The organism is Streptomyces sp. 1331.2 (assembly GCF_900199205.1).
GTDB lineage: Bacteria > Actinomycetota > Actinomycetes > Streptomycetales > Streptomycetaceae > Kitasatospora.
Genome location: NZ_OBMJ01000001.1, coordinates 1,826,700 through 1,850,344, shown reverse-complemented (window position 1 = coordinate 1,850,344; position 23,645 = coordinate 1,826,700). Strand labels below are relative to the sequence as shown.

Here is a 23,645-nt window from a genome sequence, read left to right as displayed (position 1 = left end):
TGCCGACTCGTGGGGCGGGTGCGCTACCGAGGGCGAGGTACGGCATGGACGACGGGCAGGAACGGGTGGACGGCGGCGCACCGGCCGAGTCGGGTGGCGCGGCCGGTGCCACCGGCACGGACGGCCTGGCCGGCGGTGCCCCGGCCGGCGGGATCCCGCCGCAGAGCCGGTCCGGGGAGCCCGCCGGGGACGTGTACGACTGGTTCCGCCGGGGCGCGCAGCTCCTGGCGCAGGGGCACCCGGCGGCCGCCGAGCAGCTGCTGTCCCGGGCGGTGGCGGCCGAGCCGCACTCGCGCAGCATCCGGGAGGCGCTGGCCCGGGCGCAGTTCGACGCGGGTTCGTACGCGGCGGCGCTGGAGAACTTCCGGGCCGTGGCGCTGGCCGACCCGGCGGACGACTACGCTCAGTTCGGGTGGGGGGTCGCGGCGGCCCGGCTGGGCGACTTCGAGACCTCCGCCGAGCACCTGTCACTGGCCGTGGCGATGCGGCCGGAGACCGACCACTACCGGGCGGCGCTGCGGCAGACCCGGGCGACGCTGGCGGCCCGTGCCGGGGCGTACGGCCCGCTGCTGCCCGGGGCACCCGGGTACCTGGCGCCCCCGCCCGGTGCCGCGGACCCCGCTGGATCCGCGGACCCGACGGGGGGAGAGCCGGACGGCGCCGAGGGCGACGCCTGACCGGCGGCCCGGTGAGCCGGTGCGGACCGGTGAACGACCTGACGGACGACATACTGAATGACGACGCAGTGAATGAGGTAGCGCAGCCATGACCGAGACGGCCACCCCCGTGCGACGGACCACCCCGGGCGGCAGCGAGCGGCCGCTGACCGAGGCGTACGACACGGCGCTGCTGGACCTGGACGGCGTGGTCTACGCCGGGGCGCAGGCGATCGAGCACGCGGTGGCCTCGCTGGACGCCGCCCGGACGGCCGGGATGCGGCTCGCGTACGTGACCAACAACGCCTCCCGCCCGCCGCGCGTGGTGGCCGAGCACCTGACCGAGCTGGGCGTTCCGGCCGAGCCCACCGACGTGATCAACTCGGCCCAGGCGGCCGCCCGGGTGGTCGCCGAGAAGGTGCCGCCCGGCGCGAAGGTGCTGGTGGTGGGCGGTCTCGGGCTGGAGGAGGCGCTGGCCGAGCAGGGGTTGGTCGCGGTCCGCTCGCTGGCCGACCAGCCGCTCGCGGTGGTCCAGGGCTTCGATCCCTCGGTGGGCTGGACGGACCTGGCGGAGGCCTCGTACGCGGTGCAGAGCGGGCTGCCCTGGGTGGCGTCCAACCTGGACCTGACGGTGCCGCGGGCGCGGGGCATCGCGCCGGGCAACGGCACGCTGGTCGCGGCGGTGCGGGCAGCGACCGGGGTGGAGCCGGAGGTGGCGGGCAAGCCGCTGCCGCCGATGCACCGGGAGACCGTGCTGCGCACCGGCGCGAAGCGGCCGCTGGTGGTCGGGGACCGGCTGGACACCGACATCGAGGGCGCGTTCAACGGCGGGGTGGACAGTCTGCTGGTCTTCACCGGGGTGACCACCCCGGAGCTGCTGCTGGCGGCCCCGGCCGAGCACCGGCCGACCTACCTGGCGGCCGACCTGCGCGGACTGCTCGTCCCGCACGCGGCGGTGACGGTCGAGGGCGACGGCTTCGGGTGCGGCGGCTGGGCCGCCCGGGTCGAGGGCGGCGCGCTGCACGTGACCGGGGCCGGGGACAGCTGGGACGGTCTGCGGGCGCTGTGCGCGGCGGCGTGGACGGCGCTGGACACGGACGGCGCGCCGGTGGAGGGGCGGAAGGCGCTGGCCGAGCTGGGCTTCTGACGGATCTCCGACCGGGGTCTTCGAGGGCCCGGATCTTCGAGGCCCCGGGGCCTTCGGGCAGGGCCGACGGCCGGGTTCAGAGCAGGGCGCGCAGCCGCAGCAGGTCGCGGAAGCCCGCCTCCAGCCGGACCCGGCCGCTCGCCCAGGCGGACGCGAAGTTCAGCCGGCCGCCGACCAGGGCGACCAGGTCGTCGCTGCTCATGGTGAGCCGGATCTCGGCCTTGCCTGCGGGCGCTCCCGGTGTGACGACCACGTCCTGGATCCGGCCGTCCCGCAGCTGCCCGGTGAAGGTCAGGTCGAGGTCGGTGATCCGGCAGCTGACCGAGCGGTCGAGGGCTGCGGCCTTGTGGACGTCACCGGTGGACTTCGCCATGTTCCGGCTGAGCTGCTCCAGCGCCTCGCGGCACTCCTCGGCGTTCGCCATGGGCGGTGGCTCCATCCCCTGGTCGCTACGGTGCTGACTGCGGGCCCACGGTACCTCAGCGGGGTTTTGGCGGTAGCGTCGTCCGTGGGGTGCCCGGAACGGCCCGGGTGCCGAGGGCGACGCAGGGACGCGCGCAGGCGATTGGGAGGCACCCGGATGCTGCCGAGGACGGTTCGGGGAGTGGTGGAGACCGCCGCCGGGGTGGTCGAGGAGGTCGGCAAGCGGGTCGTCGGGACGGCGGCCGTGATCCTGGAGAAGGCCGGGGTCGACGTCGCCGACGTCGAGCGCCGGTTGGGCGGGCAGTTCCCGCCGTCGGCGAAGACGCTGCAGACCCTGGCCGAGGAGGCGTTCACCGCCGGGCGGGCCGGGGTGGACCTGGCGGTCGGGGTGGCGCGCAACGAGGCGGAGAAGGTCTTCGAGAAGGTCGGCGACCAGGTCACCAAGGTCGGGGTGGTGCTGGCGTACCTGGAGAGCAAGCTGAGCGAGGTCGAGGAGGAGGCTCCGGCGGCGGAGCCCGGGACGGGTGCGTACGGGGCGGAGGAGCCGGTGCCGGCGCCGCGGGCGGACGACCTGTTCGGGCGCGGGTGGGAGTTCGAGGAGGAACGTTCGGCGGGCCGCTCGGTGGGGGAGCCGATAGTCGCCGAGCGGGTGGAGGTGGACGAGCCGGTCGAGGTCGATCCACCGGTGCCGCCGGCCACCCCGGCCGCCCCGGCCGTGCCCGCTGTGCCGCGGAAGGCGCCCGCGCGCCGGACCGCGGCGGAGAAGGGAGCGGGGAAGGAGGCCGGGAAGGAGAACGCGGCGGCCGGGAAGCCGGTCGCGAAGAAGGCCCCGGCCAGGAAGGCCACCGCCGAGAAGGCCCCGGCCGAGAAGACCGCCGGGAAGACCGCTGCGAAGGCGGCCGCCGGCAAGGCGGCCGCCAGGAAGACGACGACCGTCAAGAAGAGCGCCACCGCCAAGCAGGCCGCCGCACAGCCCAAGGCGGCCACGCAGCCCAAGGCCGCCGCGAAGCGGACGGCGACCAAGCGGACCACCGTCCGCAAGGCCACCAGCACGAAGAAGCCCGATGCCCGAGACGAGTGAGACGAGCGAACCGACCGGTGGTCCGTCCGACGCGGGCGCACCGGCCGGGCAGGTGGAGCCGTTGGGCGTCGAGCTGGCCCCGACCGGCCACCCCGCCGTGGACGCCGGGCTGGCCCGGCTGGAGGCCCTGGACGGGGTCCCGGCCGAGGCACACGTCGCGGTGTACGAAGATGTTCACCAGCGGTTGGCCGACACACTGGCCGCGCTCGACCAGGAATGACCCGTAGGACCGGTAGGAGCTGAAACACCAGTGGCAGTGGCACGACGCCGACTCGACGCGGAGCTGGTCCGCCGCAAGCTGGCCCGGTCGCGTGAGCACGCGTCCGAGCTGATCGCGGCCGGCCGGGTGACCGTCGGCGGCACCACCGCGACCAAGCCGGCCACTCAGGTGGAGACCTCGGCGGCGGTCGTGGTGGCCAAGGACGACAACGACCCCGACTACGTCTCGCGCGGCGGCCACAAGCTGGCCGGGGCCTTCGCGGCGTTCGTGCCGCAGGGCCTGGTGGTCGAGGGCCGTCGGGCGCTTGACGCGGGCGCGTCCACCGGCGGCTTCACCGACGTGCTGCTGCGGGCCGGGGCGGCCGGCGTGCTGGCGGTGGACGTCGGCTACGGGCAGCTCGCCTGGTCGCTGCAGAGCGACGAGCGGGTCACCGTGATGGACCGCACCAATGTGCGCGAGCTGACCCTGGAGCTGATCGGTGGCACCCCGGTGGACCTGGTGGTGGGCGACCTGTCGTTCATCTCGCTGGGCCTGGTGCTGCCGGCGCTCGCGTCCTGCGCGGCCGAGGACGCGGACCTGGTGCTGATGGTCAAGCCGCAGTTCGAGATCGGCAAGGAGCGTCTGGGCAGCGGCGGGGTGGTGCGCAGCCCGCAGCTGCGCGCCGAGATGGTGCGCCAGGTCGCCGGGCAGGCGTGGGAGCTCGGGCTGGGCGTGCGGGCCGTGACCGCGAGCCCCCTGCCGGGGCCGTCCGGCAATGTGGAGTACTTCCTCTGGCTGCGCCGGGACGCCCCGCAGCTGGACCCCGCGGAGGCGGACCGGGCCGTGGCGGAGGGGCCCCGATAGGGTGCTCTGCGGACGTCCGGCCCGTCATGCTGTATGGCGGCCGCACCGGGGCCGAGGGCGACCCGGCCGGCGTTAGGGAGAGGGCAGCGGCATGAGCGATGAAGCACGTACGGTCTTCCTGATCGCGCACACCGGCCGGGAGGCGGCGCTGCGCAGCGTCGAGAGCCTGGTGCACGGGCTGCTGAAGGCAGGGCTCCGGATCCGGCTGCTGGAGGCCGAGGCGGTCGACCTGGACCTGCCGGACGGCGTCGAGAAGGTGGCCGAGGGCCTCGGGGCGGCGGACGGCTGTGAGCTGATCCTGGTGGCCGGCGGGGACGGGACGCTGTTGCGCGGCGCGGAGCTGGCCCGTTCGCACGGGCTGCCGATGCTCGGGATCAACCTGGGCCGGGTGGGCTTCCTCGCGGAGGCCGAGCGGGACGACCTGGCGGTGGTGGTCGAGCGGGTGGTCGACGCCGACTACGAGGTCGAGGAACGGATGACCCTCGACGTCATCGTCCGCACCAACGGCGACGTGGTGCACCAGGACTGGGCGTTGAACGAGGCGTCGATCGAGAAGGCGTCCCGGGAGCGGATGCTGGAGGTGGTCACCGAGGTGGACGGCCGCCCGGTCTCCAACTTCGGCTGCGACGGCGTGGTGTGTGCGACGCCGACCGGTTCCACCGCGTACGCGTTCTCCGGTGGCGGCCCGGTGGTGTGGCCGGAGGTCGAGGCGCTGCTGATGGTGCCGATCTCGGCGCACGCGCTGTTCGCCCGCCCGCTGGTGACCTCGCCGGAGTCGGTGCTGGCCGTCGAGGTGCAGCCGAAGACCCCGCACGGGGTGCTCTGGTGCGACGGGCGGCGCTCGGTCGAACTGCCCGCCGGGGCCCGGGTGGAGGTGCGCCGGGGGCAGACGCCGGTGCGGCTGGCCAGACTGCACCGGGCGCCGTTCACCGACCGGCTGGTGGCCAAGTTCGCGCTGCCGGTGACGGGTTGGCGCGGCCGGGCCGACCACCACTAGGACGAGCGCCAGGGGTTGGACGCCAGGACCGGCTCGGGGCAAGGTGATTGGCGGTCCGTCAGACCGCCAGCGGCTGGGCTTCCTCGGCCGGGCCGAGCCGGGAGCCGGCCGCCGCGCGGGCGGCCAGCCCGGCGAGGCGTTCGACGGCGGCGGGGACGGTCGCGGCGGGCACCGTGAGCGGGATCCGGATGTGGTGCTCGAAGGCGCCGTCCGAGCCGAAGCGGTTGCCCGAGGCGATCCGCACCCCGTCGCGTTCCCCGGCCAGGGCCAGCGCGGCGCCGGACACCCCGGCGGTGGAGACCCAGAGCGCGAGCCCGCCGGGGGGCAGGTGGAAGCCCCAGTCGGGCAGGTGCGCGGGCAGCGCGGTGGCGAAGGCGTGCGCGGTGGCCCGCAGCCGGGCCAGCTGGTGGGCCCGTACGGCGGGCAGCGGCTCGCCGAGCAGTTCGGCGGCGATCAGCTGGTCCAGCACCGGGGTGCCGACGTCGCTGTAGACCCGCTCGCTCGCCAGCCGGCGCACCAGCGCGGGCGCGGCCCGGACCCAGCCGATCCGCAGACCGCCCCAGAGCAGCTTGCCGGCCGAGCCCACGGTGACCACCTGGGCGGACCGGTCCAGCGCCGCCACCGGGCGCGGCAGCGGCGTGGACTCGGCCACGCCCCAGCCGAGTTCGGCGGTGGTCTCGTCCACCAGGACGACCGTCCCGGCGGCCCGGGCGGCGGCCAGCAGCTCGCGGCGCTGCTCCTCGTCGATCAGCGTGCCGGTCGGGTTGTGGAAGTCCGGGATGACGTAGGCGAGCTTGGGTGCGGCGCCGCGCAGCACCCCCTGCCACTCCTCCTCGTCCCAGCGGGGGCCGGCGGCCCAGGCGTACGGCACCGGGACCAGGCGGGCGCCGGTGAGCCGCAGGGCCTGCAGGGTGTGCGCGTAGCTGGGCGCCTCGACGGCGACCCGGTCGCCGCGGCCGACCAGCGCCCGCTGGACCAGGTGCAGGGCGCCCATCGCGCCGGTGGTGACCAGAACCTGGTCGGGGGTGGTGGGCAGGCCGCGCTCGGTGTAGCGGCGGGCGACGGCCTCGCGCAACACCGGGACGCCGGTGGGGTAGTGGCCGTGCCCGGAGGCGTAGTAGGGCAGCTGCTCGACGGCCCGGGCGGCGGCGGCGCCGAGCCAGGGCTGCGGGGCGGGCAGGGCGGCGACGCCGAGGTCCAGGGTGCGGTCCTGCTCGTCCGGCGGGACGGGGTGCAGGGCGTCGCCGGGCGGCGGGGCGCCCTCGGGCAGGGCGGTCCAGCTGCCCGCGCCGCGCCGGCTGTGCAGGTAGCCCTCGTCGCGCAGCGTCTCGTAGGCGGTGGCGACGGTGGTGCGGCTCAGTTCCAGGGCGGAGGCCAGCTCGCGTTCGGCGGGCAGGCGGGCGCCGACCGGCAGCCGGCCCTCGGTGACCAGCAGACGGATGCGGGCGGCGAGGGAGCGGTAGGCGGGGCGGCGGGTGGCGGCCGACTCGGGGAGCCGGGCGGTGGCGAGCAGCCGGGCCAGTGCGGGCGGGGTGACGGTGGTGTGCCAGTCGGCCATGGCGATCAGTCCACTTGCTCGAGATTGGCCCTGGAGCGGGCCGTTTTGGCCCGGCCATCATGGCAGGGCGGCCGTACCGTCCGCCACCACCGGGCCGCCCGGAGGTGCAGCACCATCGCAGGAGCACCGTTGGCCACCACGACCACACCCGAACCAGCCACCACGTCCAAGCCCGTACCGGCCGCGGCGCCCGTACCGGCCGGCATGACCGCGCCCGTACCGGCCACCGCGGAGAGCACCCTCGTGGCCCGCGTCCTCGGCGACACCGGTGCCCTCGGCCGCCGGATCCCGCAGCTGTTCGCCGGCCTGGCGCTGTACGGCGCGAGCATGGCGCTGATGCTCCGCTCCGGCCTCGGCCTGGACCCGTGGGACGTGCTGCACCAGGGCCTGCAACGCAGCATCGGCCTCTCGGTCGGCACCTGGGTGACCATCTGCGGAGCCCTGGTCCTGCTGCTGTGGATACCGCTGCGCCAGCGCCCGGGCCTGGGCACCGTCGCCAACGTGCTGGTGATCGGCGCGGCGATGGACCTCACCCTGCGGTTCGTCGGCGACCTGCCCGGTCTGCCGGTCCGGATCGCCGGGGCGGTTGCCGCGATCACGCTCAACGGTCTGGCCACCGGCCTCTACATCGGCGCGCGCCTGGGTCCCGGGCCGCGGGACGGCCTGATGACCGGACTGCACCGGCGCACCGGCCGCTCGCTGCGGCTGATCCGCACCGGTATCGAACTGGCCGTACTCGCCGTCGGCCTGTTGCTCGGCGGCACCGCCGGGATCGGCACCGTCGCGTACGCGCTGGCCATCGGCCCGCTGGTGCAGTTCTTCCTGCCCTGGTGCACCGTGCCGGTGCCCTCGCGAAACGCCCGGAAGGAGTGAGTTTCGGGGCGCGGAATTGCCGCGCGCCGTTGCCGCTCGTCGCGCGCCGGGGGCGGAACCTCGTAAGGTCGTCTCCGTGTTGGACGAGATGCGGATACGGGATCTTGGGGTCATCGACGACGCGGTGGTCGAACTCGCCCCCGGCTTCACCGCCGTGACCGGTGAGACCGGGGCCGGCAAGACCATGGTCGTCACCAGCCTCGGCCTGCTGCTCGGCGGGCGCGCCGACCCGGGCCTGGTGCGCAACGGCACCGGACGCGCCGTCGTCGAGGGCCGGCTGGAACTGCCCGCCGACTCCCCGGCGGCGGCCCGCGCCGTCGAGGCCGGGGCCGAACTGGACGACGGGGCCCTGCTGATCAGCCGGACCGTCTCCGCCGAGGGCCGCTCCCGCGCGCACGTCGGCGGGCGGGCCGTCCCGGTCGGGCTGCTCGCCGAGCTCGGCGAGGACCTGATCGCCGTGCACGGCCAGACCGACCAGCAGCGCCTGCTGCGCCCGGCCCGCCAGCGCGGCGCGCTGGACCGGTACGCGGGCGAGGCGGTGGCCGAGCCGCTGGCCCGCTACCGCGAGACCTACCGCGCCCTGCGCGAGGTCTCCGCGACGCTGGAGGAGCTGACCACCCGGGCCCGCGAACGCGCCCAGGAGGCCGACCTGCTGCGCTTCGGCCTGGACGAGATCACCGCCGCCGAGCCGGTGGCAGGCGAGGACACCGAACTCGCCGCCGAGGCCGAACGGCTCGGCCACGCCGACGCGCTCTCCTCCGCCGCGACCCTCGCCCACGCCGCCCTGGCCGGCGACCCGGCCGACCCGGAGGCCCTGGACGCGGGCACCCTGCTCGCGCAGTCCCGCCGGGCCCTGGACGCCGTACGCCACCACGACGAGCGGCTGGCCGCGCTCGCCGACCGCCTCAACGAGGTCGGCTACCTGCTCGCCGACGTGGCCGGCGACCTGGCCGGCTACGCCGACGACCTGGACGCCGACCCGGTGCGCCTGGCCGCCGTCGAGGACCGCCGGGCCGTCCTGGCCCAGCTGCTGCGCAAGTACGGCGGCGAGGAGAACACCCTCGCCGAGGTGATCGCCTGGGCCGAGGCCGGGGCCGTACGGCTCGCCGAACTCGACGGCGACGACGACCGGATCGACCAACTGGGCGCCCGGGAGACCGAGCTGCGCACCGAACTGGCCGAACTGGCGGCCGAGGTGTCGCAGGCCCGGCAGGCCGCGGCCGGCCGCTTCGCCGAGGCCGTCTCCGCCGAACTCGCCGAACTCGCCATGCCGCACGCCCGGGTGACCTTCTCGATCAGTCAACTCGACGACCTGTCCGGGATCGAGATCGACGGCCGTACCGTCGCCTACGGCCCGCACGGCGTGGACGAGGTCGAGGTGCTGCTCGCCCCGCACCCGGGCGCCCAGCCCCGCCCGATCGCCAAGGGCGCCTCCGGCGGTGAGCTGTCCCGGGTGATGCTCGCCGTCGAGGTGGTCTTCGCGGGCGCCGACCCCGTCCCGACCTACCTCTTCGACGAGGTGGACGCCGGCGTCGGCGGCAAGGCCGCGGTCGAGATCGGCCGCCGGCTGGCCAAACTGGCCGAGTCCGCCCAGGTCGTGGTGGTCACCCACCTCCCGCAGGTCGCCGCGTTCGCGGACCGGCACCTGGTGGTGGAGAAGACCAACGACGGCACCGTGACCCGCAGCGGCGTCAAGGTGCTGAACGACGAGGAGCGGGTCCGCGAACTCTCCCGGATGCTGGCCGGCCTGGAGGACTCGGAGCTGGGCCGCGCCCACGCCGAGGAGCTGCTGGCCGCCGCCCGCGCCCCGCGCCGCCGGTAGCCGCCGTCGGCGGCCCCCGCGGGCAGGTCGGCGACGCGCCCCGGTGCCGCCGACTGTCCAAGAGGGCCGCCGACCTGGCATGGTGGCGGCTGGACACTGGCTTCCCAGCCCCGAGCGCCGCCCGGCGGGCAATCCTCGCGAAGCGGCGCGCGAACCTGATCGAGTCGGATGCGAGACGACGTGGACCATTCCGCCGCCCGTGCCACCGCGGCCGCCCCGGAACCGGGGCAGCTGCACGTGGTACTCGTCCTGGCCGCCAGCACCGGCGGCATCGGTGCGCACGTGCGCTCCCTGGCCCACGGCCTGGTCGCGCACGGGGTGACCGTCACGGTCTGCGCACCGGCCGGCACGGACGCGCTGTTCGGCTTCTCCCGGACGGGCGCCCGGTTCCACACCGTCGACATCACCCCCACCGCGGGCGCCCGCAGCGACGCCACCGCGATCGGCGAGCTGCGCAGGGCCTTCACCGGCGCCGACGTGGTGCACGCCCACGGGCTGCGCGCCGGACTGCTCTCCGATCTCGCGCTGCGCACCGCCGGCCGTTTCCCGGGCCTGCGCCCGGAGACGCCGCTGGTGGTCACCTCGCACCACGCGCTGCTGGCCACGGGCATGGAGCGCCGATTGCAGCGGCTGATGGAACGCCGGGTGGCCCGCGCCGCCGACCTCGTCCTCGGCGCCTCCTCCGACCTGGTCGCCCGGGCCCGCGAACTGGGCGCCACCGACGCCCGGCTCGGCCCGGTGGCCGCCCCGCCGATGCCCGAGGGCCGGCTCGGCCGGGCCGAGGCGCGCGCCGCGCTGCTCGGCGACGGCGACGGCCCGGACCGCCCGCTGGTGCTGGCGATCGGCCGGCTCGTCCCGCAGAAGGCCTTCGGACTGCTGCTGGACGCCGCCCGGGAACTGTCCGCCCTGGACCCGGAGCCGTTGGTGCTGCTCGCCGGGGACGGCCCGGAGGCGGGCCCGCTGCGCGAGCGGGCGGCCGCCGAGAAGCTGCCGGTGCGGCTGCTCGGCTACCGCACCGACGTGCCCGACCTGCTGGCTGCCGCCGACGTGGTGGTGGTCTCCAGCCGCTGGGAGGCCCGCTCGCTGGTGGTGCAGGAGGCGATGCGGGCCGGCGTGCCGGTCGTCGCCACCGCCGTCGGCGGCATCCCCGAACTGGTCGGTGACGCCGCCGTGCTGGTGCCCGCCGGTGACCCGGCCGCGATCGGCGAGGCGGTGCGTGCCCTGCTGGCCGACCCGGCCCGGCGCGAGCAGCTGGTGGCGGCCGGCCGGCAGCAGGCCGAGACCTGGCCGGACGAGGCCGCCACCGTCGCCCAGGTGCTCAGCACCTACGACGAACTGGTCCAGCGCGCCTGAAGCACGTCCTCGCCGCGGCTCAGACGGTGGCCTGCTCGGCCCGGTCGGCGGCCAGGCCGTCCGGCTGGGCGGACAGGTAGGCGGCGCCGCAGGCGGTCAGCCGCAGGGCGGTGTCGATGAGCGGGACGTGGCTGAAGGCCTGCGGGAAGTTGCCGACCTGGCGCTTGAGCCGCGGGTCCCACTCCTCGGCGAGCAGGCCCAGGTCGTTGCGAAGCGCGAGCAGCCGGTCGAACAGCTCGCGGGCCTCCTGGACCCGGCCGATCATGGCGAGGTCGTCGGCCAGCCAGAACGAGCAGGCCAGGAAGGCGCCCTCGTGGCCGGAGAGGCCGTCCACGTTGTTGCCCGACTCGTCGTGGGTCGGGTAGCGGAGCACGAAGCCGTCCTCGGTGGACAGTTCGCGCTGGATCGCCTCGATGGTGCCGATCACCCGCTTGTCGTCCGGCGGCAGGAAGCCGACCTGGGGGATGAGCAGCAGCGAGGCGTCCAGCTCCCGGCCGCCGTAGTACTGGGTGAAGGTGTTGCGCTCCGGGTCGTAGCCCTTCTCGCAGACGTCCCGGTGGATGGTCTCGCGCAGCTCGCGCCAGCGCTCCAGGTGGCCGTCGGCGGGGGCGTCCTCGGGGGTCTGCTCCAGCAGCTTGATGGTGCGGTCGACGGCGACCCAGGCCATCACCTTCGAGTGGACGAAGTGCCGGCGCGGGCCGCGGACCTCCCAGATGCCCTCGTCCGGCTCCTGCCAGTGGTCCTCCAGGTAGTCGATCAGGCGCAGCTGCAGGTGGTGGGCGTGGTCGTTGCGGACCAGGCCCGTCATGTGGGCCAGGTGCAGGGCCTCGACGACCTCGCCGTAGACGTCGAGCTGGAGCTGCCCGGCGGCGCCGTTGCCGACCCGGACGGGCTGGGAGCCCTCGTAGCCGGGCAGCCAGTCCAGCGAGGACTCGGTGAGCTCGCGCTCGCCCGCGATGCCGTACATGATCTGCAGGTTCTCCGGGTCGCCCGCCACGGCCCGCAGCAGCCATTCGCGCCAGGCGCGGGCCTCGTCGCGGTAGCCGGTGCGCAGCAGGGAGGAGAGGGTGATCGCGGCGTCGCGCAGCCAGGTGTAGCGGTAGTCCCAGTTGCGCTCGCCGCCGATGTCCTCGGGCAGCGAGGTGGTGGGGGCGGCGACGATGCCGCCGGTGGGGGCGTAGGTGAGGCCCTTGAGGGTGATCAGGGAGCGGACCACGGCCTCGCGGTAGGGGCCCTGGTAGGTGCACTGGTCGGCCCACTCGTGCCAGAAGTCGGCGGTGGCGTCCAGCATCTCCTCGGCGTCCGGGGCGGTGGGCGGGTCCAGGTGGGAGGCCTGCCAGGTGAGGGCGAAGGCGATCCGCTCGCCGGCGGTCACGGTGAAGTCGGCGTAGGTGGTGAGGTTGCGGCCGTAGGTGTCGGCCTCGCCGTCCAGCCAGACCGAGTCGGGCCCGGCCATGGCGACGGTGCGGTGGCCGCCGTCAGCCTGCTCGACGCGGTGCACCCAGGGCACGATGCGGCCGTACGAGAAGCGCATCCGCACCGCCGAGCGCATCCGGACGCTGCCGGCCACGCCCTCGACGATCCGGATCACCTGGGGGACGGCATCCTTGCCGGCCAGCGGGCGCGGCGGCATGAAGTCGATCACCCGCACGGTGCCGCCCTGGGTGTCCCACTCCTGCTCCAGGATCAGCGAGTCGCCCCGGTAGCGGCGGCGGTCGGCGGGCACGGCGGGGGCGGCGGCGGTGGGCGGGGGAACGCGCAGGTCGGCGGTGTCGGCGATGCGTACCCGGCCCGCGGTGGTGGGGGCCGTGGCGGCGGCGGGGACGGGCACGGGCATGGGGACCGAGGACACGACGGCTTCGGCCGGGCCGATCCGCCAGAAGCCGTGTTCATCGGTGCCGAGCAGGCCGGCGAACACGGCCGGCGAGTCGAAGCGGGGGAGGCAGAGCCAGTCCACCGCCCCGTCCCTGCTGACCAGGGCAGCGGTCTGCATGTCCCCGATGAGTGCGTAGTCCTCGATACGGCCGGCCACGTGGATCTCCAGTTCGCAATGTGGTCAGGGCATCGGCGAGCGGAGGGAGCGAGCGGTCTGCGGGGCCGGGGGTCCACCCCGGGACGTCCGGACTGCCGGGGGTGGTGGCAGGCCTTGCTGGAGTGTCCGCGCGGGGCTCGGTCGAGCCCCTGGAGTGGGTGGGGAGGAGCTGCAATACGGGGAGGTCCGGTCGCGCATCGGGGACCGGGAGTGTCCTGACCCTCCCACGCCCTCCGCGTGCTCGTGCTGTCGGCGATGCGTCCGTGCAGCTTACGACGGACGAAAGGGGCGAAGCACGCGGGCGAGGCCCGGTGTGGCGCCGCAATTCGGCGGAAATGCCGTGCATCGCGGGCGTGTGGCGAAGGATGGTCCGGAAGGATCACCTCCGGGTGGCCTGCCAGGAGGATCCGGCATGGCCCGGCCGGACGCCCCGGCCTGGCCCGGTCCGGTGGGTCGTGCGACCGGTGTGACTCATGCGGCGGATGATGCGCGGGTGGTGCGCCCGGCGCGCGCCCCCGGTGCGGCGCGCGCGGCCCGAACGGCGACCCGGTCGGGTCACTGTTACCCTGGTATCCCGTGGACCGGCGGGATCAAACGCCCCGGACCAGCCGAACCGACGACCCTTCGAGCGCCGCGCACCCCGCCGGCCTCCCGTCGCCCGGCGAGCCGAGAGCTTCCCGCCCACGTCACCTTCGACACACGACCCACGGGAGCCCCCTCTTGGCACAGCCCCATTCCGGCAAGGCAGCGAACGGCCGCGCCGTGACGACCAAGCACCTCTTCGTCACCGGGGGTGTCGCCTCTTCGCTCGGCAAGGGGCTCACCGCCTCCAGCCTCGGCGCCCTGCTCAAGGCCCGCGGCCTGCGTGTGACGATGCAGAAGCTCGACCCGTACCTCAACGTGGACCCGGGCACCATGAACCCGTTCCAGCACGGTGAGGTCTTCGTCACCGACGACGGGGCCGAGACCGACCTGGACATCGGCCACTACGAGCGGTTCCTGGACACCAACCTGCACGGCTCGGCGAACGTCACCACCGGCCAGGTGTACTCGACCGTCATCGCCAAGGAGCGCCGCGGCGAGTACCTGGGCGACACCGTCCAGGTCATCCCGCACATCACCAACGAGATCAAGTCCCGGATCCGCCGGATGGCGACCGAGGACGTCGACGTGGTGATCACCGAGGTCGGCGGCACCGTCGGAGACATCGAGTCGCTGCCGTTCCTGGAGGCCGTCCGCCAGGTCCGCCACGAGGTCGGTCGGGACAACGTGTTCTTCGTGCACGTCTCCCTGCTGCCGTACATCGGCCCCTCCGGCGAGCTGAAGACCAAGCCCACCCAGCACTCCGTCGCCGCGCTGCGCAACATCGGCATCCAGCCGGACGCCATCGTGCTGCGTGCCGACCGCGAGGTCCCGCAGGCGATCAAGCGCAAGATCTCGCTGATGTGCGACGTGGACGAGGAGGCCGTGGTCGCGGCCATCGACGCCAAGTCGATCTACGACATCCCCAAGGTGCTGCACGGCGAGGGCCTGGACGCCTACGTGGTGCGCCGCCTGGACCTGCCGTTCCGCGACGTGGACTGGACCACCTGGGACGACCTGCTGCGCCGCGTCCACGAGCCGCAGCACATCGTCAAGGTCGCCCTGGTCGGCAAGTACATCGACCTGCCGGACGCCTACCTGTCGGTGACCGAGGCGCTGCGTGCCGGCGGCTTCGCCAACAACGCCCGGGTCGAGATCAAGTGGGTCACCTCGGACGAGTGCGAGACGCCCGAGGGCGCCCGCGAGCAGCTCGGCGACGTGGACGCGATCTGCATCCCCGGCGGCTTCGGCGACCGCGGCGTCAACGGCAAGGTCGGCGCCATCACCTACGCCCGTGAGAACAAGGTCCCGCTGCTGGGCCTGTGCCTGGGCCTGCAGTGCGTGGTCATCGAGGCCGCCCGCAACCTGGCCGGCCTGCCCGAGGCCAACTCCACCGAGTTCGACGCCGCCGCCAAGCACCCGGTCGTCTCCACCATGGCCGAGCAGCTGGCCATCGTCGACGGCAAGGGCGACCTGGGCGGCACCATGCGCCTGGGCCTGTACCCGGCCAAGCTCGCCGAGGGCTCGATCGTCCGCGAGGTCTACGGCGGCGAGCCGTACGTCGAGGAGCGCCACCGCCACCGCTACGAGGTCAACAACGCCTACCGCGCGGACCTGGAGAAGACCGGCCTGACCTTCTCCGGCCTCTCGCCCAAGGGCGACCTGGTCGAGTACGTCGAGTACCCGCGCGAGGTGCACCCCTACCTGGTGGCCACCCAGGCCCACCCGGAGCTGAAGTCCCGCCCGACCCGCCCGCACCCGCTGTTCGCGGGACTGGTCAAGGCTGCCATCGAGATCAAGACCGCTGCCTCCGAGTAGGTCTTCCCCTCCTCGGCCTCGGTCGTTCACCGGACGGCGGCCCCGCGATTCCCGCGGGGCCGCCGTTCGGCGTTAGATTGTGTCGTACTGACGAAAAGGGGAGAGCGATGGACGAGCAGAGCGACCGGGTGATCACCGACGTGGCCGAGGAATGGGAGGTCCGGGCCGGTCGGACGCCGTTCCAGGGCAAGGTCACCGGCGTGCGCAGCGAAGAGGTCCGGATGCCCGACGGCAGCTGGGCCCGCCGTGACTACCAGACCCACCCCGGCTCGGTCTCGGTGCTCGCCCTCGACGACCGCCGGCGGGTCCTGGTCCTGCGCCAGTACCGCCACCCGGTGCGCCAGCGGCTCTGGGAGCTGCCAGCCGGCCTGCTCGACGTCCCCGGCGAGAACCCGTGGCACGCCGCCCAGCGCGAGCTGTACGAGGAGGCGCACTGCAAGGCCGACACCTGGCGGATCCTGGCCGACTACTACACCTCCCCGGGCGGCACCGACGAGGCGCTGCGGATGTTCCTGGCCACCGACCTGTCGGCGGCCGAGGGAGAGCGCTACGCGGCCGAGGGCGAGGAACAGGAGATCGAGGTCGCCTGGGTGCCGGTGCCGGAGCTGATCCGGCTCATCCAGGGCGGCCACCTGCACAACCCGACCCTGATCACCGGCACCCTCGCCGTGCACGCCGCGCTCACCGGGCCGGACGGGCTGGACGCGCTGCGCCCGGCGGACTCGCCCTGGCCGGCCCGGCCCTTCGAGGCCTGAGCGGTCGGTCCGCCCGGCCGGACCGGCTGGCCCGGTTTCCCCGGGTTCGTCCGGACGGGGGCGGTGCTCCGGGGTGCCGACGGCCGTACCGGTTGATTCGACCGAGTGATTCGCCGGTTCGTACGACCGGATGTCACCTCGGCCGAGCCGGACGGTCGAACTACGCTTCGCAGACAGGGCGCCCGTCCCGGGCCGCCTCCGCTGGGCACCGGACCTCCGAGCACCGTCCGAGCACCGGACGTCGAGTCCGGATGCCGAGCGTCGGATGCCGAGCGGGATGACGTCGGGAGTGGCACGGGTGGCGAGGAAGACGGCGACGATGGACCCCGGCCCCGGCGCGCCCGCCGGGGCCGTCCCGGGCCTGGACCGGCTGCCGGCCGGGCCCGCACTGTTCGTCGGGCGGCGCGCCGAACTGGCCGCGCTGCGGGCGGCCGCCGCCCGCCCGGCCAGCGGCCGCTGCCCGGTCCTGGTCCTGGCCGGGCGCCCCGGCTCCGGGCGGACCGCGCTGGCCGCGCGCTTCGCCCGCACCGTCGCCGCCGACTACCCGGACGGCGTGCTGTTCGCCCGGATGTCCGCCGCCGACGGCGGCCGGGTGCCGCCCGCACGGGCCGCCCGGCTGCTGCTGGAACAGCTCGACCCCGAGTCCCCCGTGCCGCTGCCCGGAACGGCCGGGGACGGGCGCGACGAGCCGGGCTGCGTCGCGCTGCGCGAGGCGCTGGCGGGGCTGCGGGTGCTGCTCGTCCTGGACGACGTACGGGACGCCGGGCAGGTGTGGCCGCTGCTCGCCGACGAACCCGGCTGCCTGGTGCTCGCCACCACGGCCGGGCCGCTCACCGGGATCGAGGACATCGACCCGGTGATCCTCGGCGGGCTGGACCGGACGGCCTCCGGCGAGCTGCTGGCCGACCTGGTCGGCGGCACCCGGATCTCCTGCGACCCGGTCGGCGCGGCCGACCTGGCCGAGGCCTGCGCCGCCCGGCCGGCCACGCTGCGGCTGATGGCGGGGTGGCTGCGCGGGAGCCCGAAGAGCGCGGTGACCGACGCGGCGCGGGAGCTGAACCTGGTGGTGGGGGAGGAGACGGCGGCTGCGGCGGGGGCCAAGGACGGTTCGAGGAAGGCGGGGGGGACGGCGGCTGGGAAGACGGCCGGGGGCGCCGCCGGGAACGCGGCCGGGGCGGTGGCCGGGAACGCGGCCGGGAAGGCGCTCGGGAAAGCGGAGGCGACGGCGAAGCCGTCGAGGGTCGCGCAGAAGTCCGTGCCCGAGAGCGGGCCCAAGGACGCGCCTCGGAGCACCGCCAAGAAGAAGGGGGAGAAGGCGGCCGCCCCCGGCGCCGAGTCGGCGGGCGACCCGGCGGCCTGGGTCAAGCCCGGCCCGGAGCCGGCCGAGCCGGTGCCCGTCCCCGACAACGACCCGTTGCTCGGTGCGTTCGCCCTGCTCTACCGCGCACTGCCGGCCGCCCAGGCACGGATGCTGCGCACCCTCACCCTGGCCCCGGCCCAGACGGCCGACCCGCGCACCGCCTCCGCCCTGGTCGGCTGTCCGGTGCCGGAGGCGGCCGCCACCCTGGCGGCGCTCGCCGAGCGGGAGCTGCTGGGCGAGGAGGCACCCGCCGCCGACGGCACCCCGCGCTACCGGGTGCCCGGGCGGCTCTACCCCCGGCTGGTCAGGCTGCGGCAGCAGGAGGACCGGCCCGCCGAGACCGAGCTCGCCAGGGCCCGGCTGCTGGAACGGCTGGTCCGGCTCACCGAGTCAGCCCGGGCGCTGCTCGAACCGGCCGACGGCGCCGGCTCGGGTGCAGGAGCCGGTGCGGCCCCTGAGCCGCTGCCGGCCGCGCTGCGGCTGCGCTCGGCGGCGCACGCCCGGGAGTGGCTGCTCGGGGAGCGGGAGCTGCTGCTCGGCGCGGTGGCCGACGCGATCGGTCAGGGCGACCTGGACGGCTCGGCCGGGAGGTTGGTCACCGCGCTGCTGCGCGCGCTGCCGCTGACCGGCGCCGCGGCACCCACCGACCTCTACCGGCTGCACGAGCTGGTGCTGACCGTCGCCGAGCGCAACCGCCGGCCCCGCCGGGCCTCCGCCGCCCTGCTCAACCTGGGCGACCTGCAGGTCTCCGCGGGCCGCTGGGAGCAGGCTGCCGCGCACTACCGGGCCGCCCTGGAGCACGCCCGGACCGCCGACGACGAACCGCTCTGCGCGCGCGCCCTGGAGGGCGCGGCCGGCTGCCACCGGGCGCTCGGCGACGCGGTGCGCGCCGCCGACTGGTACGGGCGGGCGCTCGGCCTGCGGCAGTCGCTCGGGGACCACGCGGCCGAGGCCCGGCTGCTCGCCCGGGTGGCCGAGGCGCACACCGCGCAGCGCCGCTTCGACGAGGCCGACCGCGAGTACCGGGCGGCGCTGGCGGTCCTGCGCAGGCTCGGCGACGAGCGCGGCCTGGAGGCGGTCGGGGCGGCCCTTGCGGACCTGCGGGAACGCGTCGACGCCGGGTGGTGACGGGCAGGTTCGGAGGTATTGTCGAAGATGCCTGGTTCCGACGTCTTTGGCGGGTAAGTCGCAGGGGAAGCCTACGAACCTGCCAATGTGTGCGGGAAAATTATTCACTTTGGAAGGCTGACACGCCGACTGGGCTTCATTACACTCGGACCTAGTCGCGCAGCGATCCCCGCCCCGGGCTGCCCGGAGGCTTCCCCACGTGCGCGTCGCCCACCGGTCTTCTCCGGTCGGGACCCCCATGGCAAGAGGACGTGTTCAGTCGTGAAGGTCGGCATCCCCCGCGAGGTCAAGAACCACGAGTACCGCGTGGCCATCACGCCCGCCGGCGTGCATGAGCTGGTCCGCAACGGACACGAGGTCTACATCGAGGACAACGCCGGTCTCGGCTCCTCGATCCCCAACGAGGAGTACGTGGCCGCCGGCGCCACCATCCTCCCCACCGCCGACGAGGTGTGGGCCACTGCCGACCTGCTGCTGAAGGTCAAGGAGCCCATCGCCTCCGAGTACCACCGGCTGCGCAAGGGCCAGACCGTCTTCACGTACCTGCACCTGGCGGCCGACCGGGCCGGCACCGACGCGCTGGTCGCCTCGGGCACCACCGCCATCGCGTACGAGACCGTCCAGCTGGGCAACGGCGCGCTGCCGCTGCTCGCCCCGATGTCCGAGGTCGCGGGCCGCCTGGCCCCGCAGGTCGGCTCGTACCACCTGATGCGTCCGGCCGGCGGCCGCGGCGTGCTGCCCGGCGGCGTGCCCGGCACCCACCCGGCCAAGGCCGTCGTCATCGGCGGTGGCGTCTCCGGCTGGCACGCGGCCACCATCGCCATCGGCATGGGCTACGACGTGACCCTGCTGGACCGCGACATCAACAAGCTGCGCGAGGCCGACCGCATCTTCGGCACGAAGATCAAGGCCATCATGTCCAACTCCTTCGAGCTGGAGAAGGCCGTCCTCGACGCCGACCTGGTCATCGGCGCCGTGCTGATCCCGGGCGCCAAGGCCCCGAAGCTCGTCACCAACGAGCTGGTCTCCCGCATGAAGCCGGGCTCCGTGCTCGTCGACATCGCCATCGACCAGGGCGGCTGCTTCGAGGACTCGCGCCCGACCACGCACGACGAGCCGACCTTCCAGGTCCACAACTCGGTCTTCTACTGCGTGGCCAACATGCCGGGCGCCGTCCCGAACACCTCCACCTACGCGCTGACCAACGCCACGCTGCCGTACGTCATCGAGCTGGCGAACCGCGGTTGGAAGGAGGCGCTGCGCCGCGACCCGGCGCTCGCCAAGGGCCTGAACGTGCACGAGGGCCAGATCACCTTCCCGGCCGTGGCCGAGGCCTTCGGTCTGGAGTCGGTCTCGCTGGAGAGCGTGCTCGCCTGAACCCCCTGACCGCACGGCGGTCGTTCGCCCCCGACCCGATGACTTCGGGTCGGGGGCTTCGCCGTGCCCGTGAACGGCGGGCGGACCGGGTAGGTCGCTCTGTCGTCAATTTCGGTCGGTCATGTCACCCGCCCGCAGAAACGTCGGGGTAGATGACCCACTCATCCCTTGACAGCAGCCCGCCCGATAGTCGACACATCCTGCCCACTACCGTGGATTGTGTTGCTGCGAACGCCTTGAACGGCCTAGAGTCGCAAACCGTCGGCATGCTGCCACGCTGACGAATCGACATAGAGTCCTGGATGCCCAAGGAGGTAAGACGACTTGTGAATGAGTCGACAATTGCTCCCGGGGGTGGTCAGCCAGGACTGGCGCAGTACACCGCCGCCCAGCCGAGTGAGGAGCCCGGGGCCCGGCAGCCCTCCGTGGGCTCGGCCGAGGTCGGCTCGGTCGCACTCCGCACTTTCGAAGCACGCCAGAACACAGCGCAGGTGACCACGGTGACCGATCACGACGCCGACTTGGCGGCCTACGGCCTGGCCTACGGCGAGTTCGCCTACGGCGCCTACGACGACCCGGACGCCGAGTACGAGCCGGACCCGGAGTACGCCGCCACGCTGGCCCCCGACGCCGCGCGCCAGCGCCGCGAGCGGGTCGGCCCGACCGGCCGTCCGCTGCCGTACTTCCCGATCCCCGCGCCGGTCGCCGAGCACGGCCCCGCCCAGATCATCGCCATGTGCAACCAGAAGGGCGGCGTCGGCAAGACCACGTCGACCATCAACCTGGGCGCGGCGCTGGCCGAGTACGGCCGCCGGGTGCTGCTCGTCGACTTCGACCCGCAGGGCGCGCTCTCGGTCGGCCTCGGGGTCAACCCGATGGAGCTCGACGTCACCGTCTACAACCTGCTCATGGAGCGGGGCCTGACGGCCGATGAGGTGCTGCTCAAGACGGCCGTGCCGGGCATGGACCTGCTGCCGTCCAACATCGACCTCTCCGCCGCCGAGGTGCAGCTGGTCAGCGAGGTGGCGCGGGAGTCCGCGCTGGCGCGCGCCCTGAAGCCGCTGCTGCCCGACTACGACTACGTCATCATCGACTGCCAGCCCTCGCTGGGCCTGCTGACGGTCAATGCGCTGACGGCCGCTCACAGCGTGATCGTGCCGCTGGAGTGCGAGTTCTTCGCGCTGCGCGGTGTCGCGCTGCTGACCGAGACCATCGAGAAGGTGTGCGAGCGGCTCAACCCCGAGCTGCGCCTGGACGGCATCCTCGCGACCATGTACGACTCGCGCACCGTGCACAGCCGTGAGGTGCTGGCGCGGGTCGTCGAGGCGTTCGGCGAGCACGTCTTCCACACCGTCATCGGGCGGACCGTGCGCTTCCCGGAGACCACCGTCGCCGGCGAGCCCATCACCACGTACGCGACCAACTCGGTCGGTGCCGCCGCCTACCGTCAGCTCGCCAGGGAGGTGCTCGACCGGTGCCGCCCCGCCGAGTGAGTCTCCCGGGTGCCGACGAGCTGTTCCGGACCACCGGCGGGATGGCGCTGTCGCCGTCCCTCGCGCCGCGTCCGGCTGCCGAGGCATCCAGACCGGAGACCGCGCGGACCGTCAACGGCCAGGACGGTGCCGAGGGCGCCGACTCCGCCCAGGGCGCCCAGGACGACCGGCAGCTGACGCCGGAGCAGTCGATGACCGGCACCGTTCCGGCGCCGGCGCAGCCGGCCGCCCAGCGGCCCGGTGGGGTTGCGGGGGGCACGGGGGTTCCGGGCGTCGCGGGTGGTGCGGGTGTCGCCGGCGTCGCAGGCGGCCGGGGCGCGGCCGCTCCGGCGGGCCGTACGCACGCGGGTGCCGTCGAGGAGCAGACCGCTGCCGCCGGGCGCGCCCGGCCGCGTGGGCGCGCGCCGCGCAGGCCCAGCGGGCGCGAGCGGCACGACGAGAAGATCACCGTGTACGTGTCCGCCGAGGAGCTCATGGACCTGGAGCACACCCGGCTGGTGCTGCGCGGCGAGCACGGCCTGGCCGTGGACCGCGGGCGGATCGTCCGGGAGGCCATCGCGGTCGTCCTGGCGGACCTGGAGCAGCGCGGCGAGGCGTCCATCCTGGTTCGGCGCCTGCGCGGGCGGTAGGGCGGCGGCGCGGCGGTAGGGCGGTCTACCAGTAGCCGGTGGCCGGTAGTTCGGTAGCCGGTGGCTGTGGGGCCTCGGTCATGAGTCGGGCTCATGGGGCTGTCTGCCTCGGGGGCACCGAGGGTCATGAGCCGGGCTCATGGGCGGCGGCGTGGCGCGAGGGCCGTTGTCGGCTGTTGCGGGGCCGTGGGGCGATCGGGGGGCGTCCGGGCCGGTGGCCCGGGCCTGAGGCTCGTGACGGTGCCCTGGAGGGCCGTCTCCGCAGGGCGCCGGGCCGTCCGAGGGGCCCGGTGACGCGGCGTGTCGGTGGCCCCGGGGCGTGGCGGGGTGCGGGGACGGGTGAAGATGGACCGTCATGCCGAGCACCGCAGAACCAGCCGCCACCGCCGAGAGCGCGACCGAAGCCGAGTCGCGGGGCGGCTTCCGGGTGCGGCTGGACAACTTCGAAGGCCCCTTCGACCTGCTGCTCAGCCTGATCGCCAAGCACAAGATGGACGTCACCGAGGTGGCGCTGGCCACCGTCACGGACGAGTTCATGGCGCACATCCGGGCGATGGGCCCGGACTGGGACCTGGACGCGACGACCGAGTTCCTGGTGGTGGCCGCCACCCTGCTCGACCTCAAGGCCGCCCGGCTGCTGCCCGCGGCGGAGGTCGAGGACCAGGAGGACCTGGCCCTGCTGGAGGCCCGTGACCTGCTGTTCGCCCGGCTGCTGCAGTACCGGGCGTACAAGCGGGCGGCCGCGCTGTTCGGCGAGCGCTGGGCCGCCGAGCTGCTGCGCCGGCCCCGGACCGTCGGGCTGGAGCCCCGGCACGCGGAGCTGCTGCCGGAGGTGGTCATCACCATCGGTCCGCAGCGGCTGGCCGAGCTGGCGGCCAAGGCGATGGAGCCCAAGCCGAAGCCCGTCGTGTACGTGGACCACATCCACACGCCGCCGGTCAGCGTGCGCGAGCAGGCCGAGCTGGTGGTCGGGCTGCTCACCGAGCTGGGCGAGGCGTCGTTCCGGCAGCTGGTCGAGGACGCGCCGGACTCCCTGGTCGTGGTCGCCCGCTTCCTGGCGCTGCTGGAGCTGTACCGGGAGCGGGTGCTCGCCTTCGAGCAGCCGGAGGCGCTCGGCGAGCTCCGGGTGCGCTGGGTGGCCGAGGAGGGCCGGGGCGTGATCGAGGTGACGGACGAGTTCGACCGGCCGGCGGGAGAGGGCCCGGGAGCGGCCTCGGGCGGCAACGGCTCGGGCGAGGGCTCGGGCGAGGTGGAGGAGGGCGAGCGGCGATGAGCGGCGGGAACGAGGGCGGGCGGCCGGTGCGGCGTCCGCTGGGGCTGCCCGGGCAGCCGCGGGCCGAGGAGTGGCTGGAGCCGGCCTTCGCGCTGTTGCCGGACCCGGCGGAGCCGGTGGGGTCGGTGGTGTCAGCGGAGCCGGTGGGGTCGGCGGAGCTGGTGGAGCCGGTGGGCTTGGCGGGCCCGGACGCGCGGGTGGTGCACCAGAAGTCGGCTCCGTCGA

Annotated in this window: 19 protein-coding genes; 16 read left to right on the top strand and 3 right to left on the bottom strand. The window is 74.6% G+C overall.

The window, feature by feature from the left end; genetic code table 11:
• Window positions 1–44: 44 nt before the first annotated feature.
• Window positions 45–677 (top strand): tetratricopeptide repeat protein, encoded by a 633-nt coding sequence (locus CRP52_RS07680; protein ID WP_097235712.1) that lies wholly within the window; start codon window positions 45–47, stop codon window positions 675–677.
• Window positions 678–765: 88 nt separating this feature from the next.
• Window positions 766–1,803 carry an HAD-IIA family hydrolase gene (locus tag CRP52_RS07675; RefSeq protein ID WP_097235711.1) on the top strand — a complete coding sequence of 346 codons (1,038 nt, stop codon included), beginning with the start codon at window positions 766–768 and terminating at the stop codon, window positions 1,801–1,803.
• 76 nt (window positions 1,804–1,879) lie between these two features.
• Here CRP52_RS07675 and CRP52_RS07670 read toward each other — a convergent pair whose 3' ends face one another.
• Window positions 1,880–2,227 (bottom strand): SCP2 sterol-binding domain-containing protein, encoded by a 348-nt coding sequence (locus CRP52_RS07670; protein ID WP_097235710.1) that lies wholly within the window; start codon window positions 2,225–2,227, stop codon window positions 1,880–1,882.
• A gap of 180 nt (window positions 2,228–2,407) precedes the next feature.
• Here CRP52_RS07670 and CRP52_RS37590 point away from each other — a divergent pair, with 180 nt between their 5' ends.
• From CRP52_RS37590 to CRP52_RS07650, 4 genes are all read left to right on the top strand, one after another.
• Window positions 2,408–3,307, top strand: coding sequence for a hypothetical protein (locus tag CRP52_RS37590; RefSeq protein WP_143685683.1), 900 nt, complete (start codon window positions 2,408–2,410; stop codon window positions 3,305–3,307).
• Window positions 3,291–3,527 (top strand): hypothetical protein, encoded by a 237-nt coding sequence (locus tag CRP52_RS07660; protein WP_097235709.1) that lies wholly within the window; start codon window positions 3,291–3,293, stop codon window positions 3,525–3,527. Before CRP52_RS37590 ends, CRP52_RS07660 begins: the two co-directional genes overlap by 17 nt.
• Before the next feature lie 36 nt (window positions 3,528–3,563).
• Window positions 3,564–4,370 (top strand): TlyA family RNA methyltransferase, encoded by an 807-nt coding sequence (locus CRP52_RS07655; RefSeq protein ID WP_097235708.1) that lies wholly within the window; start codon window positions 3,564–3,566, stop codon window positions 4,368–4,370.
• A 91-nt stretch (window positions 4,371–4,461) separates the two neighbouring features.
• Window positions 4,462–5,367: an NAD kinase gene (locus CRP52_RS07650; protein WP_097235707.1), complete on the top strand. Its 906-nt coding sequence runs from the start codon at window positions 4,462–4,464 to the stop codon at window positions 5,365–5,367.
• 58 nt (window positions 5,368–5,425) lie between these two features.
• Here CRP52_RS07650 and yczR read toward each other — a convergent pair whose 3' ends face one another.
• Window positions 5,426–6,925 (bottom strand): MocR-like transcription factor YczR, encoded by a 1,500-nt coding sequence (yczR, locus tag CRP52_RS07645; protein ID WP_097235706.1) that lies wholly within the window; start codon window positions 6,923–6,925, stop codon window positions 5,426–5,428.
• Between the two features lie 129 nt (window positions 6,926–7,054).
• On the opposite strand from yczR, the gene yczE reads away from it, so the two are divergent.
• The 3 genes from yczE (at window position 7,055) to CRP52_RS07630 (ending at window position 10,973) form a co-directional block, all read left to right on the top strand.
• Window positions 7,055–7,798, top strand: coding sequence for a membrane protein YczE (yczE, locus tag CRP52_RS07640; protein ID WP_373560468.1), 744 nt, complete (start codon window positions 7,055–7,057; stop codon window positions 7,796–7,798).
• An 88-nt stretch (window positions 7,799–7,886) separates the two neighbouring features.
• Window positions 7,887–9,620 (top strand): DNA repair protein RecN, encoded by a 1,734-nt coding sequence (recN, locus tag CRP52_RS07635; protein ID WP_097239914.1) that lies wholly within the window; start codon window positions 7,887–7,889, stop codon window positions 9,618–9,620.
• 168 nt (window positions 9,621–9,788) lie between these two features.
• Window positions 9,789–10,973 (top strand): glycosyltransferase family 4 protein, encoded by a 1,185-nt coding sequence (locus CRP52_RS07630; RefSeq protein ID WP_179852718.1) that lies wholly within the window; start codon window positions 9,789–9,791, stop codon window positions 10,971–10,973.
• 19 nt (window positions 10,974–10,992) lie between these two features.
• Here CRP52_RS07630 and CRP52_RS07625 read toward each other — a convergent pair whose 3' ends face one another.
• The gene (locus CRP52_RS07625) at window positions 10,993–13,005 is read right to left on the bottom strand and encodes a glycoside hydrolase family 15 protein (RefSeq protein ID WP_101948160.1); all 2,013 of its coding nucleotides are present in this window, start codon (window positions 13,003–13,005) and stop codon (window positions 10,993–10,995) included.
• A 720-nt stretch (window positions 13,006–13,725) separates the two neighbouring features.
• Here CRP52_RS07625 and CRP52_RS07620 point away from each other — a divergent pair.
• The 7 genes from CRP52_RS07620 (at window position 13,726) to CRP52_RS07590 (ending at window position 23,420) form a co-directional block, all read left to right on the top strand.
• Window positions 13,726–15,405, top strand: a complete 1,680-nt coding sequence (locus CRP52_RS07620) for a CTP synthase (RefSeq protein ID WP_257032350.1) — start codon at window positions 13,726–13,728, stop codon at window positions 15,403–15,405.
• A 107-nt stretch (window positions 15,406–15,512) separates the two neighbouring features.
• Window positions 15,513–16,160 (top strand): NUDIX domain-containing protein, encoded by a 648-nt coding sequence (locus tag CRP52_RS07615; RefSeq protein ID WP_097235704.1) that lies wholly within the window; start codon window positions 15,513–15,515, stop codon window positions 16,158–16,160.
• Window positions 16,161–16,458: 298 nt separating this feature from the next.
• The gene (locus CRP52_RS07610; RefSeq protein ID WP_179852717.1) at window positions 16,459–18,648 is read left to right on the top strand and encodes a tetratricopeptide repeat protein; all 2,190 of its coding nucleotides are present in this window, start codon (window positions 16,459–16,461) and stop codon (window positions 18,646–18,648) included.
• A gap of 261 nt (window positions 18,649–18,909) precedes the next feature.
• Window positions 18,910–20,025: an alanine dehydrogenase gene (ald, locus tag CRP52_RS07605; protein WP_097235702.1), complete on the top strand. Its 1,116-nt coding sequence runs from the start codon at window positions 18,910–18,912 to the stop codon at window positions 20,023–20,025.
• A gap of 425 nt (window positions 20,026–20,450) precedes the next feature.
• Window positions 20,451–21,518 carry a ParA family protein gene (locus CRP52_RS07600; protein WP_030245868.1) on the top strand — a complete coding sequence of 356 codons (1,068 nt, stop codon included), beginning with the start codon at window positions 20,451–20,453 and terminating at the stop codon, window positions 21,516–21,518.
• Entirely contained in the window at window positions 21,515–22,147 is a 633-nt protein-coding gene (locus CRP52_RS07595) for a hypothetical protein (RefSeq protein WP_097235700.1), read from the top strand. The genes CRP52_RS07600 and CRP52_RS07595 overlap by 4 nt, the downstream gene beginning before the upstream one ends.
• A gap of 355 nt (window positions 22,148–22,502) precedes the next feature.
• Window positions 22,503–23,420 carry a segregation and condensation protein A gene (locus tag CRP52_RS07590; protein WP_097235699.1) on the top strand — a complete coding sequence of 306 codons (918 nt, stop codon included), beginning with the start codon at window positions 22,503–22,505 and terminating at the stop codon, window positions 23,418–23,420.
• Window positions 23,421–23,645: the final 225 nt, after the last annotated feature.

Bases quoted from the DNA above. Each gene is read 5' to 3' on its own strand.
- CRP52_RS07615 (WP_097235704.1), top strand. From the start codon at position 15,513: ATGGACGAGCAGAGCGACCGGGTGATCACCGACGTGGCCGAGGAATGG.
- CRP52_RS07680 (WP_097235712.1), top strand. From the start codon at position 45: ATGGACGACGGGCAGGAACGGGTGGACGGCGGCGCACCGGCCGAGTCG.
- CRP52_RS07650 (WP_097235707.1), top strand. From the start codon at position 4,462: ATGAGCGATGAAGCACGTACGGTCTTCCTGATCGCGCACACCGGCCGG.
- yczR (WP_097235706.1), bottom strand. From the start codon at position 6,925: ATGGCCGACTGGCACACCACCGTCACCCCGCCCGCACTGGCCCGGCTG.
- CRP52_RS07670 (WP_097235710.1), bottom strand. From the start codon at position 2,227: ATGGCGAACGCCGAGGAGTGCCGCGAGGCGCTGGAGCAGCTCAGCCGG.
- CRP52_RS07630 (WP_179852718.1), top strand. From the start codon at position 9,789: ATGCGAGACGACGTGGACCATTCCGCCGCCCGTGCCACCGCGGCCGCC.
- CRP52_RS07590 (WP_097235699.1), top strand. From the start codon at position 22,503: ATGCCGAGCACCGCAGAACCAGCCGCCACCGCCGAGAGCGCGACCGAA.
- recN (WP_097239914.1), top strand. From the start codon at position 7,887: ATGCGGATACGGGATCTTGGGGTCATCGACGACGCGGTGGTCGAACTC.
- CRP52_RS07660 (WP_097235709.1), top strand. From the start codon at position 3,291: ATGCCCGAGACGAGTGAGACGAGCGAACCGACCGGTGGTCCGTCCGAC.
- CRP52_RS07675 (WP_097235711.1), top strand. From the start codon at position 766: ATGACCGAGACGGCCACCCCCGTGCGACGGACCACCCCGGGCGGCAGC.